Here is a 13,421-nt window from a genome sequence, read left to right on the forward strand (position 1 = left end):
TGCCGCAATGGATTCCAACCCGACCGCAATGCCGTTCAGCCTTGCCATCGGGGACATTCGTATCCATGCCTTCATCCATCGTTCTATCCAATCTTTCTTGGTCCACGCCTGACGGCCGGCCGCTTCTTTCCAATCTCGATCTGAGCTTCGGCACCGAACGCACGGGCCTTGTCGGCCGCAACGGCGTCGGCAAGACGACGCTGCTCAAGCTCGTTGCCGGCGAATTGCAGCCCCGGTCCGGCACGGTCTCCTTCAACGGCAGACTGGGCATCCTGCGTCAGAGCGTTCAAGTGCAGGCCGGTGAAACCGTCGCCGATCTCTTCGGGGCGAGCGAGGCACTGGCCGTCCTGAAGCGTGCGGAGGCTGGCGGGGCAACGGCCGAAGAACTCGCCTCGGCGGACTGGACGCTGGAGGCCCGCATCGCCTCGGCGCTCCATCGCGTCGGGCTCGATGTCTCGCCCGAGACACTTCTCGTCACCCTGTCTGGCGGGCAGCGCACGCGATGTGGCCTTGCGGCGCTGATCGTCGACGATCCCGATTTCCTCATTCTGGACGAACCGACCAATAATCTCGACCGCGACGGCCGTGCCTCGGTGATCGATCTGCTTTCGAACTGGAGAGCGGGCGCGATCGTGGTCAGCCATGACAGGGAGCTGCTCGATGCGATGGATGCGATCGTCGAGCTGACCTCGCTCGGGGCGACACGTTACGGCGGCAACTGGAGCCAATATCGTGAACGCAAGGTCCTGGAGCTGGCGGCGGTCGAGCATGAGTTCGCCGAGGCCGAGAAGCGCGTAGTTGAGGTCGCACGAAGCGCGCAGGCAACAGTCGAGCGGCAGGCCCGCCGGGACAAGGCCGGCCGGAAGATGGCGGCCAAAGGCGGCATACCGCGCATCATGCTCGGCGGATTGAAGGAGCGAAGCGAGACGACGGGCGGCGAGAACGCGCGTCTTGCCGAGCGCCGGCGCGCCCAGGCTTTGCAGGATGCCGCAGCCGCCCGCGAAAAGATCGAGATCCTGCAACCGCTGACGGTCAAGCTGCCGACATCGGGATTGCCGGCAAGCCGGATCGTTCTGAAGATGGAGAAAGTCACCGCCGGCTATCAGCCGGAACGACCGATTATCAGCGATTTCGATTTCGTCATCACCGGCCCGGAACGCATTGCGATCACCGGGCCGAACGGCTCGGGCAAGACGACGCTTCTGGCGCTCGTCTCCGGTGCGTTGGAGCCATGGAGTGGGACGGTGCGCGTCGTCTCCTCAGCCATCCTGGATCAGCGCGTCAGCCTGCTCGATCCATCGCTTTCGATCCGCGACAACTTCCGCGACATCAATCCGGATGCGGACGAAACGGCCTGCCGCGCCGCGCTCGCGCGCTTCATGTTCAGGGCGGATGCGGCGCTGCAGATCGTCTCCACCTTGAGCGGCGGACAGCTGTTGCGCGCAGGCCTTGCCTGCGTGCTCGGCGGAGCGGTGCCGCCAGCACTGTTGATCCTCGACGAACCCACCAATCATCTCGATATCGATTCGATCGCGGCGGTCGAGGCGGGATTGCGCGCTTATGACGGCGCGCTGCTGGTGGTCAGCCACGACGAGATATTTCTGGAGAGCATCGGGATATCGCGTCGGCTGGAATTACCCTTGCGGACGACCGATTGGGCAGGGACCACCGATTGGGCAGGGACCGTGGAATGAGGAAAAACTGCGTCATGCGGTTAAGCTCGTGACGTGTGCAACACCCCCGCCTCTGCCATGAGCGGGGCGGGGGAGCTCCAAAACAATCGGATCCAGAGAGCGTCAGGCGGCGCCGACGCCCGCGATGCGATCCAGTTCGGCAATCTCGTTCTTCGGCAGCACGAGCCCGGCGGCGGCGAGATTCTGCTGCAAGTGCTCGAGAGACGAGGTGCCGGGAATGAGCAGGATATTCGGTGCGCGTTGAAGCAGCCAGGCGAGCGCCACCTGCATCGGCGTAGCCTTCAGGCGTGCGGCGACATCGGACAGGGTGGAGGATTGCAACGGGGAGAACCCGCCGAGCGGAAAGAACGGCACATAGGCGATACCGTCGCGGGCAAGCTCGTCGATCAGAGTGTCGTCGGCCCGGTGAGCCAGATTATACTGGTTCTGCACGCAGACGATCTCGGTGATCCCACGTCCCTCGGCGATCTGCTTGGCGGTGACGTTGCTGAGCCCGATGTGACGCACGAGACCCTGCCTCTGAAGATCAGCCAGGATTGTCAGGGGCGCCTCGATCGACCCCTCGGCGGGACCATGCACATCGAGCATGATGCGAAGGTTGACGACGTCAAGCACATCCAGCCCCAGATTGCGGAGATTGTCATGCACCGCCTGCGTCAGCTCCTCGCGAGAGAAGGCCGGCAGCCATGAGGCATCCGTGCCCCTCCGGGCGCCGATCTTGGTGACAATGACGAGATCGTCACGGTAGGGGTGGAGCGCTTCGCGGATCAGCCGGTTGGTAACGTGCGGGCCGTAGAAATCGCTTGTGTCGATATGGTCGACGCCAGCGGCGACCGCTGCGCGCAATACGGCGAGCGCCGTCTCGTGATCCTTGGGCGGCCCGAACACGCCGGGGCCCGCAAGCTGCATGGCGCCGTAGCCGAGACGTTTGACGCTATAGTCGCCGAGGGTAAAGCTGCCGGATTGATCGATGTTGGACATGATTATCTCCATTCAAGATGGAACAGAGATATGCGCAATCCCGCTGTTTGATAACCGGGTGCAATCAGTACAGGTTGTGCGGAATTTCGAACAATGGATGTCGAGTTTGCTTGAGATCGTTGTCTCTCCATGTCGCGCTGTTCGGTGCGACGGTGGATTATCATGAGCTGCTCCGTCCGCGTCTCGCCGGATCATATATCATCGGTGGTGGGCTCACTCAGGCGCGTGCGGAGGAGCTCTTAAGGGAAGGCAAAGCCGACGCGGTGGTTTTGGCACGGTCTTTCTCGCCAACCCGGATTGCCGGAGCGTTTTCGTCGCAACGCGCCTCTAAACGAACCGGATCGCTCGACCTTCTGTGCGCCCGGAGCCAAGGGCTATATCGACTATCCGACGCTTGCCGCGTAGGCCCATCGGTCGCCTCCAGCCTGCACGCCGCGTGTGGCAGCGCGGTTAGAGCATTTCCAGGAAAAGTGCGAAGCGGTTTTCCGTCTGGAATGCGTAAAGAAACAAAACGCTCTAGGACTTGCCTTCGGGCGTCTTGGCCGGGCTGCCGTTCTGCATATAACTATCGAAGATCGTTTCCATGTTCTTCTGGTAGTTCTTCTGCACTTCCAGGCCGCTGTCGAACATGGCGTTGAACATGTCGGTATAGGCGGCCATGTCGACGCCGGCGGCGGGCTTCGCCTTGGGTTCTTCCTTCGGCGGCTCGACTGGCGACATCGGAAAGTTGCGCATCATGTCCTGAAACGCCTTGGCAAAGGGATTGTCGAGGAAGGGATTGGCGGGTTCGGCCTTCCCGTGCTTGGCCGGATCGCCGCCGAACATCAGTTCCATCGCCTGGGTGAAGGGGTTGTTGAAGATGTTTGCCTGCGGAGACGGCCGCTGCTTCGGCGCGAAACCGATGGTCTGCAGCCAGCCTTGCATCATCTCGCCCATCGCCGTGTTGAGGAAGGGATTGGCCATTGGCGGTATCTGGCCGCTGGTCTCCTTGAACAGGCCGCCCATTAGCGTATCGGCCATGGCGGGCAGCATGCGCTTGTAGATCTCCTGGCCGACGCCGGTCATTTGTGCGGCCTGCGCCGCGATCGCACGGGAGACTTCCTTGGAGCCGAAGAGGCGCGCCAAGACGGCGTTGCCATCGGCAATGCCTTCCGGCGTGAAGGCCTTGCCCATGTCCTCGAAATATTTGGCATAGTTGCCTGAGGTGATGTCCTGCATCACGCCCATGAAATTATAGGGGTCCGCCGCGCTGCGCTTGAAGCCGGTCGAGAAGGCCGGCATCAGCGCCGCCATCGCCTTGGTCGCCTGTTCCTGCGCGAGGTTGAACTGCTTGGCCATGGCCTCAGTCGCGGCGCCGTTCTGTGCCTGCATCATCATGTCGAAGAGTGGCAGCATCGAAGTCCCTTTCCCCGCAGTAACGCCGCTTCGGAATCACGCGGCGCATGATTCCGATAGTATAGCGGGAAAAAAGAGAGCGCATACCGGTTTCTGCCGTCGTGCCGTCCAGGCGATGAAGGCAGGCAGATCCGCTATCAGTATTGATATTCTTCGAAGATCGGCTCGACCGACTGGTTCCAGCGGCCGTTGTAGAGCATCAGCAGATCGTCGGCGAGCGTGCCCTTCTTGGCAAGCACCTCATCGAGCGGTGCGAGGAAGACGGTTTCGTCCTGCCCGTCGCCATTCAGCCGCGCGCGGTTCTTCAGGCCGATGCGGGAAATGCCGACGACTTCGCGGGCAATGTCCATCAGGCCATGCCCCTTGATCACGGCCTTCAGGCCTTGCGCCGGCACGACGTTGCGCAGCGCATTGACCTCGTCGAAGCTCCAGTCCTTGGTCAGCTCGTCGGCAGCCGTCAGCGCGGCATCGTCGTAAAGCAGGCCGACCCAGAAGGCCGGCAGGGCACAGATGCGCCGCCAGGGGCCGCCGTCGGCGCCGCGCATCTCCAGGAAGCGCTTGAGACGCACGTCGGGGAAGAGCGTCGAAAGATGGTTCGTCCAGTCGCCCATCGTCGGCTCCCAGGCCGCGATCTCGCCCTTCAAGGCGCCGTTCATGAACTGGCGGAAGGTGACATGCGTACAGTCATGGTAGCGACCGTCGCGGACGACGAAATACATGGGAACGTCGAGCGCCCATTTCACGTAGTCTTCGAAGCCGAAATCATCCCGGAAGGTGAAGTCGAGCAGGCCGCCGCGGCTGTTGTCGGTATCGCGCCAGATGTCCCCGCGCCAGGAGGAAAGGCCGTTTGGCTTGCCCTCGGTGAAGGGCGAGGAGGCGAAGAGCGCCGTTGCCAGCGACTGCAGCTTCATCGACACGCGCATCTTGCGGCGCATGTCCTCTTCCGACGAAAAATCGAGATTCACCTGGATCGTGCAGGTGCGGTACATCATGTCGAGACCCTGGGTGCCGACCTTCGGCATGTAGCGGCTCATGATCTCGTAGCGGGATTTCGGCATGCGCGGGGTTTCGGCCAGGGTCCATTTCGGGCTGCCGCCAATCCCGAGGAAGCGAATGCCCATCGGCTCGGCGATCTCGCGCACGGTTGCCAGATGGCTGTTGGATTCCTTGCAGGTCTCGTGGATGGTTTCGAGCGGCGCGCCTGACAATTCGAACTGGCCGCCCGGCTCGATCGAGATCGCGCCCATGCCTGTGGGCTCACTGAGCCCGATGATGTTGCCGCGATCCATGATCGGATCCCAGCCGCTCTTTTCCTGCAGCCCCTTCAGGAGTGCGGAAATGCTGGCTTCGCCGAAATAGGGCACAGGGCTGTTGTCGGCGCGGAAGAACACGAACTTCTCGTGCTCCGTACCGATGCGGAAGTCCTCCTTGGGCCTGCTGCCGGCGGCCAGATAGGCCGTCATTTCCGAGACCGATGAGAGCGGAGTCTGGTCGGTGGTGTCGCGCGCCATGGTATTACCTTAGATCTCGGAAAGAGAACCCGCGCCAGCCGCAGGCCAATTGGAAGGGTGATTGACGCGGATTGAGGTACGGTGCAAGTGAATTTCTTTCAAGGGTCGTTCAAAAAAATAGGATTTTGTGTCTTAGAGGTCGCATCGCGACTGTGCGACTCGCCGGCATATTTGCACAAGTGTTCAAGACCTCCAGCCATTCCCGCGGATAGTTTGCTTCGACTGACAATGAACGGAGCATATCCATGTTCGGTGAAAATGGCCTTTATCCCATCCTGACGCTGCTTCTGGCGTCCTTGGTCATCATGGGGAGCCCCGGTCCTTCGACGATCAGCGCGACGGCGATGGGTGCTGCTTATGGCTTCCGGCGATCGCTTGGATATGTGTCCGGCCTCATCGTCGGCACTGTTGCGGTATTGCTGGCCGTGGCAGCCGGCGTCGTTGCCGTATTGCTCTCCGTGCCGCATGGCGCGCTCGTGCTGACGGTGGTTTCGGCTGTTTACATCCTTTACCTCGCCTTCAGGATCGCCACGGCGCCGCCGCTGGCACGCAGTGACGATCAGGTCGCCGCCCCCGCATTTTCCGGTGGCTTCCTTTTGGCTGTCGCCAATCCGAAGGCCTATGTGGCGATCGCCGCAGTCTTCGCCGGTGTCAGCGTCTTTCAGGATCGGCGGCTGCTCGATACCACAGTGAAGATCGCGCTGCTGACGGGGATGATCGTCGCCATCCATATCGTATGGCTTCTCGTCGGCGCCTCTCTGTCGCGCTTCCTTCAGCATCCCACGGTTTCGCGGGCGGTCAACATCTCCCTGGCTGTCCTGCTGGTCGTTGCGACGGTGTTCGCCGTGGTGGGCTGACGGCGAGGCGAGCCTAGAGCGGTTACGCGTTTCACGGAACCGCCTGACCGCTCTATGCTATTGTTTTTACGCAATTCCGGACGGAAAACCGCTACGCACTTTTCCTGGAATTGCTCTAGTTCCAGTCGCCGATCGCGGCCTGGATCACGGCCATGGCCGCGACGGCGGCCGTGTCGGCGCGCAGGATGCGCGGTCCCAAGGGGATGGCCGTGACGAAATCGAGGCTGCGCAGCAGCGCGCGCTCTTCTTCCGAAAACCCGCCCTCGGGGCCAACCAGCAACGCCAGATGCTTCTCCTTGACCTTCGTCAGCAGCGGCAATGGATTCTGGCCGGCATCGCCTTCGTCGCAATAGATGATGCGCCGCTCGCGCGGCCAGCGGGCGAGCAGATCGGCAAGCTTCACCGGTTCGGCGACATCGGGAATGCCGAGGATGCCGCATTGCTCCGCCGCCTCGATGACATTGGCCCTGACCTTGTCCAGATTGGTGATTTTGCCCTGCACATGCTGGGTCATGACCGGCTGCAGCAGGCCCGCGCCCATTTCCACGGCCTTCTGCACGAGATAATCGAGCCGCCCGACCTTCAGGGGCGCGAAGAGATAGTGCAGGTCGGAAGGGGCCGGCTGCGGCCGTGCTTCCTCGACGGGCGTGAGCTGTATGCGCTTGCGGGAGGGGAAGGAGATGCTGGCTCTCCATTCGCCGTGGCGGCCGTTGAAGATCAGCAGCTCCGCGCCGTCCTCCATGCGCAGCACGTTGGCGAGATAGTTGAACTGATCCTGATCGGCTTCGATGGCACTGCCCGCCTCGATGTCTGAAGTCACGAACAGCCGCTGCATGCGGAAATTGGCGCGCATGGATACCTCTCGAATCCCTTAGATGAAGAGCGCGACCATAACCCAATACACGACGGCGGCAAGCACAGCCGACATCGGAAGGGTGATCGCCCAGGCGGCGATAATGGTCATGAAGTGCGAGCGGCGCACCAGGCGCCGGCGATGGATTTCGTCAGGGTTGCGTTCGTCGGTATTATTGGCCTCGTGCCAGGGGATGCCGGCGGCTTCAGCCTTGCCGCGCATGTAGGCGAGCCTCCGCCTGGAGTGGCTGGTATACCATTCGCGGAAGAAGCCGACGCCGAAGACCGACCCGACAGCGATATGGGTCGAGCTCACCGGAAACCCGAACCAGGCCGCGACGATGACGGTGAGCGCCGCCGATGTGGCGACGCAATAGGCCCGCATTGGATTGAGCTTGGTGATCTGTTCGCCGATCAGGCGGATCAGGCGCGGGCCGTAGAGCAGCACGCCGACAGAAATGCCGCAGCCGCCGATGAGGACGACCCAGTATGGGGCGTTCCGGGTGGTGGTTTCCGCCACTACGCTGAGCGAGCCGCCGAGGCCGATATCGCGAACGATCGCCGCAAGCGGACCGATTGCATTGGCGACGTCATTGGCGCCATGCGCAAAGGACATCAGCGCTGCCGCACCGATCAGCGGCAGGCGAAAAAGCTTGCGCAACGAACTGTTCTTGTTTTCGAGCCCGGTCGATTGCGCCGCCACCAGCGGTCGCGCGCCGAGCCATGTTATGACGCCGACGCCAAAGCCAAAGCCGATTGCGATATTCAGCAGGCCTGAGATCGCCCCTTTGGGCACGAGCTGCACGATGAGATAACTGGAGAAAGCGCCGGCCATCAGCCCGATCAATATTGGGATCCAGTATCTGGCGGCTGCGAGCTTGTCGTCGCGATAGATGATGGTGCTCTTGATGAAGAAGAGGATGCTGGCGGCGATGGCGCCGCCGAGAAAAGGCGTCACGACCCAGCCGGCGGAGATGGCCGCCAGCATTCGCCAATTGACCAGTTCCGGACCGACGGCCGCGGCGCCCGCGCCGACAACGGCGCCGACGATCGCATGCGTGGTCGAAACGGGGGCTTTCAGCCAGGTGGCGAAGTTGATCCAGAGTGCAGCCGCCAGAAGTGCCGCCATCATCAGCCATGCGAGCTTGCCGCTGCTGATGATGCGGTTGGTGTCGACGATATGCGTCGAGATGGTGTTGATGACCGGCCCGCCCGAGATCGCTGCGCCGAGAACTTCGAATATGGCCGCCATGATCAGCGCTTGCGTCATGGTGATCGCGCGTGCGCCCACCGCCGCACCAACATTGTTGGCCACGTCCTTGGCGCCGATATTCATGGCCATGTAGCCGGCGAGCGCCACGGCGGCGAAGATCAATGTCGCGCGCGGTTGGTCGAGTACGTAGATACCGGCAAAAACCATGGCGAGGCCAAGGAAGATCAGGCCGATGCCGGGCGCAACCAGACGCTTGGTGACGTGATGGGTCGCATCCTCGACATAGGTGAATCTGTCGAGGTCCTTGTCGAGTGTCCGCTTTACTGGTGTTGCCGGCTGGTCGGGCATGCCATTCTCTGAATCGAAACCTCTCGTATTGCGCTGCCCGACGGGCGGCGCAATATGCACCCTGCATCCTGGCACAGTTTCTTGTGAGTATTGTGGCTTACTTCGTCTGTTCCACCGCGGATGTTTGCGTCATCCGCTGTGCGAAGACAAGGATGAGGTCGCGCAATTCCGGCTCGCGAACGCGCTTGACCGCTTCGTCGCTAGAGACCCATTCGATGGAGCGTTCGCCTTTTTCCTTGAAGTTCTTGACGAGTTCGCTGACTTCGAGTGCATAGACCTGCACACGGCACGGCACTTGAATGCCGTCCTTCAGTACCTTGTCGTAGCTGAACGCGCCGAGCGGCGCGGTTTCCACGGTGCCGCGCACGCCGGCCTCCTCGAAGGCTTCACGCGCCGCGACTTCATGGGAGAGCTTGCCCGGCATCGGCCAACCCTTGGGAATGACCCAGCGACCTGTATCGCGGCTGGTCAGCAGCAGCACTTCGAGATCGCGTGTCTTCTTCTTCACCCGATAACAGAGCGCGGCATACTGCTGTCGCGGCGGACGCCGAAACATCAGTTGCACATCATTCGCTATGCGGCTGAAAATGGCCAATTGTCGGTTCACCTTTTGGGGCTGGAGTGAAGGTTGTATTCTATAATAACATCGTGTGGAAAAGTTTTGCGGTCCATATGGCGGTATATGGTATTTCCCCACAAATTTATTGAGTGGTGAGTAGTTAAAAGTGGCAGGATTTGCCTTCTGATATTCGCCGGCGATTGTGCTGAAAGCGACATTCAACAGCATTTTTATGCCGCAGACGGCGCAGTTGCTTAAACGGGCCCACTATCATACTGGAAAAAAAGATAAATCTTTGTCATGTCCCAACATGCTTCGTCCAGACGCCTGCCACCCTTGAACGCGCTGCGCGCCTTTGACGCCGTCGCGCGTCGTGGCAGCATCCTGAAGGCGGCCGATGAACTCGGCGTCGTGCGCGGTGCCGTCAGGCAGCAATTGAACGTGCTGGAAGCTCATTTCGGCGTGTCTTTGTTCGATCGGGAGAACGGCCGGCTCGTCCTGACGGCGAAGGGCAGGGCGTTCGCCGATTCCATCGGTGTCGCCTTCGGCATCCTGGCGCGGGCCTCGGCGGAGCTTTCGGCCGGGAACCGGCGCTCCATCCGGCTCGGCGTTCCCTCGGCCTTTGCCGTCTGGTGGCTGATGCCGCGCGGTGCCGATCTGCAGGTGGCACTTCAGGACATCGACATAGATATCGTGCCGATGGCGACAGTGGAGCCTCTGGTCAGACGTCCCGATCTCGAAGCGGTGGTCATGGGTGGCGAATACAGGCCGACGCGCGATATCACGGCCATTCGCTTCATGGAGGATGAGTTCGGCCCGGTCGCGACTGCGGAGGTTGCGGCTCGTCTCGGCCTTGCCGCCGGCGTTCCGGCTTTGGCCGGCGCTGTCGCCTTGGGTAGCCGTTCCGCCCCAAGCCTTTGGAATGACTGGTTCGCGGAAAGCGGCCATGCACCCGTCCGGTTTGCCGGCAATCGTGAGTTCGAGGATCTGCTGCTTGCGATCGGCGCCGCCCGCTCCGGCCTTGGGGTCGCCATCGCGCCGCGCACGGCCATCGGCGAGGACCTCGAGCGCGGTACTTTGGTAGCGCCTTACGGCTTCATTCGCCGGCCGGCCGGCTACAGCCTCAGCATCCGCAGCGGCGACGCAAAGGACCCGGATTTGGCCCGGCTGGCGGATTGGTTGATCGCCGCAGGCGCTTAGCGAGCCAGCATGGCAGATTTTCTGCCATGCTGTGCATTCCAATGTCCATCGACAGGCCGCCGACCGGCATGCCAGATCACGACATGAAACCAGCCGCCAGGAGCGCATCATGGATCAGTCTTCTTCTTTGTCCCGCATCGATTGGGTTGCCGCAAGCTGCCGGCTGCTGGCGGCGACGACCAAGGAGTTTCATGCGACGAAGCCCTTTGTCGGTCTCACCATCGGCACCGGCATTCATCTGGAGCCGAAGACGGTCGCCCTGTTGATGACGCTGCGCGCTGGCGGCGCTGACCTCGTCTGCACCGGCAATCTCAACAGCACCCAGCCGGAAACCGTCGATTATCTCCGCGCTCAGGGCATCACCGTCTTTGCCACGCAGACAAGCAATGCCGATGAGCATGGCGCGAGCCTCGATGCGATCCTTGCCGAGAAGCCGAACTTGCTGCTCGACAATGGCGGCGACCTATTCGTTCGCGCCGCCGAAAAGCCCTATGCCAATCTTCTCGGCGGCACCGAAGAGACGACGTCAGGCCGCACCCGGCTGCTGCCCCTGCGCGACAAGCTCAACATGCCGATCCTGGTTATCAACGACAGCCCGATCAAGCAATTCGCGGAAAACCGGCATGCCGTTGGCCAAAGCCTGTTCGAGAGCTATCTGCGCTTTACCAACCGCTCCACCAATGGCAAACGCGTCACCGTCTTCGGCTACGGCGCCTGCGGCAAGGGGGCGGCGGCATGCTTCCGCAACGCTTTTTCCGCGGTCAGCGTCGTCGATATCGATCCGGTGACGACGCTGGAGGCGCATCTGGACGGCTTCTCGACACCGTTGCGCGAGGCGGCAATCCGCTCTGCCGATATCCTCGTCACGGTCACAGGCTATCCGGATATCATCACCGCGGCCGATCTGTCGCTGATCAAGGACGGCGCAATCCTGATGAATGGCGGCCATTTCCCGCATGAGATCGATGTCGAGGCGTTCCGCAACAGCCCCGAAGTCGCCGGCATCGATCGCTATGCCGCCGAGCATATCGAGACCGTACGCATGCGTGACGGCCGCGCCTTCCACATCCTCGGCAGCGGCCATATGGCCAATCTGGCCGGCCCACGTCCGCTCGGCAACAGCGTCGAATCCATGGATCTTGGCTTCACCTTGCAGGCCCGCTGCCTGGAGCGCGTTGCCAAGGGCGGTCTCGGCAAGGAGGCCTGCGTCATTCCCGTTCCCAAGGATATCGACGCCATGGTCGCTTCCGCCTATCTGGACCTGGCGCGCTAGCAGGCCATGCGGTCAGGCCCTGGCCAGAGCCTCCGGCAGCCATCGGTCATAGAGCCCGGCCATCTCGTCGCCGAAGCAGCAGAAGATGATTTCGTCAAAGGCGCCGTCTTGGCTTTCGGCAACGGCGGTGCGTGTCGCGATCCCGGCGGCCGGTGCAGCGGGAAAGCGATAGATGCCCGTGGAAATGGCAGGAAAGGCGATAGTCTTCAGGCCGTGCTGCCGAGCAAGGCCGAGGCTGTTGCGATAGCAGCTTGCGAGCAGGTCCTCCTCGCCGTCGCCGCCACCATTCCAGACGGGGCCAACCGTGTGGATGATATGCCTTGCCGGCAGGCGATATCCTTTGGTGATCTTCGCCTGTCCGGTCTTGCAGCCGTTCAACATTCTGCATTCCGCAACGAGTTCCGGTCCTGCTGCGCGATGGATCGCACCATCGACGCCGCCTCCGCCGAGCAGGCTGCTGTTTGCCGCATTGACGACAGCGTCGACCGAAAGCTTGGTGATGTCGCCAAGAATGACGGTGAACCGCGTTCTGGTTGTGGGGGATAGATCGGAGCGGATGCTTTCAAGGGCGGACATGCTGATCTCCTCGATCCTCGGAAAAGCTCTTCTACCGCTCCCAATAGGGCAAGGGGCCGTAAAGTTCCGTCAGGAAATCGATGAAGACCCGGACCTTCGCCGGCAGGAACTGCCGGCTCGGATAAACGGCCGAGAGGGTGACATTGTGCGACCCTTCATAGGCCGGCAGCACCTGCACGAGGCGGCCGTCCCGAAGCTCGGGGCCGACGTCCCAGGTGGAGCGCAGCGCGATGCCGAGACCGGCAATGACGGCTTCGCGGATCACCTCGCTGGAATTGGTGATCAGCTTTCCCTCCGGCCGGAAGGTCAGCCCTCCCTTCGGACCGTCGAGCCGCCACGGATCGTGATTATGCGCCGGCAGGCAGGTATGCCGGCGCAGATCCTCGATATCCTCGGGCATGCCGTGGGCAGCGATATAGGCGGGCGAAGCGCAGAGCACCCTGCGCACCGGCGCCAGCCGGCGGGCCACGAGGCTGGAATCGGTGAGTTCGGCAATGCGGATGGCAAGATCGTAGCCGCCGCCGACGATATCGACGAATTCGTCGCTCAACACCAGATTGATCGCCAGTTCGGGATGGGCCTGCATGAAGGATATCAGGTGTGGGGCGATGTGCAGCCGGCCAAAGGACGTCGGGGCCGATATCTTCAGTGTGCCCTGCATCTGCGCCGAACGGCCGGCAATATAGGCTTCCGCCTCTTCCAGCCCGGCGAGGATGGCAAGCACCCGGTCGTAGAAGCCCTGGCCGGCTTCCGTCAGCGAAATCTGTCGTGTCGTGCGCTGCAGCAGCCGCGTGCCAAGCCTGTCTTCCAGGCGCTTGATGCGCTTGGAGATGACAGCCGGCGAAAAGCCGAGCGCGCGGCCGGCGAGCGACATGCTGCCCGTTGCGACGACGCTGGCGAAGATTTCGAGATCCCCTAGGTTTGTGGTCATTCGCAACTATTTCCTGTTTTGGAATAAATGC

At 62.0% G+C, this 13,421-nt stretch carries 12 protein-coding genes; 4 read left to right on the forward strand and 8 right to left on the reverse strand.

Annotation, left to right across the window (positions count from 1 at the left end):
* The first annotated feature begins 65 nt into the window (after positions 1-65).
* The gene (locus tag AB8B29_RS01600) at positions 66-1,694 is read left to right on the forward strand and encodes an ABC-F family ATP-binding cassette domain-containing protein (protein WP_113119165.1); all 1,629 of its coding nucleotides are present in this window, start codon (positions 66-68) and stop codon (positions 1,692-1,694) included.
* A gap of 102 nt (positions 1,695-1,796) precedes the next feature.
* Here AB8B29_RS01600 and AB8B29_RS01605 read toward each other — a convergent pair whose 3' ends face one another.
* The 3 genes from AB8B29_RS01605 to AB8B29_RS01615 all read right to left on the reverse strand — a co-directional run bounded on the left by AB8B29_RS01605 (position 1,797) and on the right by AB8B29_RS01615 (position 5,581).
* Complete coding sequence (locus tag AB8B29_RS01605) at positions 1,797-2,675, reverse strand: aldo/keto reductase family oxidoreductase (protein WP_047640470.1); 879 nt, start codon at positions 2,673-2,675, stop codon at positions 1,797-1,799.
* Between the two features lie 516 nt (positions 2,676-3,191).
* A complete protein-coding gene (locus AB8B29_RS01610; protein ID WP_037198953.1) occupies positions 3,192-4,070 on the reverse strand; it encodes a DUF937 domain-containing protein in 879 nt (292 codons plus the stop codon).
* Positions 4,071-4,207: 137 nt separating this feature from the next.
* Positions 4,208-5,581 carry a glutamate--cysteine ligase gene (locus AB8B29_RS01615; RefSeq protein WP_037198951.1) on the reverse strand — a complete coding sequence of 458 codons (1,374 nt, stop codon included), beginning with the start codon at positions 5,579-5,581 and terminating at the stop codon, positions 4,208-4,210.
* 245 nt (positions 5,582-5,826) lie between these two features.
* Between AB8B29_RS01615 and AB8B29_RS01620 the strand changes: the two genes are divergently transcribed.
* The gene (locus tag AB8B29_RS01620) at positions 5,827-6,438 is read left to right on the forward strand and encodes a LysE family translocator (RefSeq protein ID WP_047561047.1); all 612 of its coding nucleotides are present in this window, start codon (positions 5,827-5,829) and stop codon (positions 6,436-6,438) included.
* Positions 6,439-6,553: 115 nt separating this feature from the next.
* On the opposite strand, the gene AB8B29_RS01625 is transcribed toward AB8B29_RS01620, so the two are convergent.
* From AB8B29_RS01625 to AB8B29_RS01635, 3 genes are all read right to left on the reverse strand, one after another.
* Positions 6,554-7,291, reverse strand: coding sequence for a 16S rRNA (uracil(1498)-N(3))-methyltransferase (locus AB8B29_RS01625; RefSeq protein ID WP_113119164.1), 738 nt, complete (start codon positions 7,289-7,291; stop codon positions 6,554-6,556).
* A gap of 18 nt (positions 7,292-7,309) precedes the next feature.
* Complete coding sequence (locus tag AB8B29_RS01630) at positions 7,310-8,851, reverse strand: inorganic phosphate transporter (protein ID WP_113119163.1); 1,542 nt, start codon at positions 8,849-8,851, stop codon at positions 7,310-7,312.
* A 97-nt stretch (positions 8,852-8,948) separates the two neighbouring features.
* Positions 8,949-9,407 carry an NUDIX hydrolase gene (locus AB8B29_RS01635; RefSeq protein WP_080760637.1) on the reverse strand — a complete coding sequence of 153 codons (459 nt, stop codon included), beginning with the start codon at positions 9,405-9,407 and terminating at the stop codon, positions 8,949-8,951.
* A gap of 303 nt (positions 9,408-9,710) precedes the next feature.
* On the opposite strand from AB8B29_RS01635, the gene AB8B29_RS01640 reads away from it, so the two are divergent.
* Together AB8B29_RS01640 and AB8B29_RS01645 are read left to right on the forward strand one after the other, a co-directional pair.
* Positions 9,711-10,610, forward strand: a complete 900-nt coding sequence (locus AB8B29_RS01640) for a LysR substrate-binding domain-containing protein (RefSeq protein WP_113119162.1) — start codon at positions 9,711-9,713, stop codon at positions 10,608-10,610.
* A gap of 109 nt (positions 10,611-10,719) precedes the next feature.
* Positions 10,720-11,883 (forward strand): adenosylhomocysteinase, encoded by a 1,164-nt coding sequence (locus AB8B29_RS01645; protein ID WP_037198941.1) that lies wholly within the window; start codon positions 10,720-10,722, stop codon positions 11,881-11,883.
* A 12-nt stretch (positions 11,884-11,895) separates the two neighbouring features.
* Here AB8B29_RS01645 and AB8B29_RS01650 read toward each other — a convergent pair whose 3' ends face one another.
* Positions 11,896-12,459 carry an O-acetyl-ADP-ribose deacetylase gene (locus AB8B29_RS01650; protein WP_051963984.1) on the reverse strand — a complete coding sequence of 188 codons (564 nt, stop codon included), beginning with the start codon at positions 12,457-12,459 and terminating at the stop codon, positions 11,896-11,898.
* A gap of 31 nt (positions 12,460-12,490) precedes the next feature.
* A complete protein-coding gene (locus AB8B29_RS01655) occupies positions 12,491-13,390 on the reverse strand; it encodes a LysR family transcriptional regulator (protein ID WP_037198940.1) in 900 nt (299 codons plus the stop codon).
* Positions 13,391-13,421: the final 31 nt, after the last annotated feature.

It is taken from the genome of Rhizobium sp. 11_C7_N12_5 (genome assembly GCF_051811145.1).
Classification (GTDB): Bacteria; Pseudomonadota; Alphaproteobacteria; order Rhizobiales; family Rhizobiaceae; genus Rhizobium; species Rhizobium lusitanum.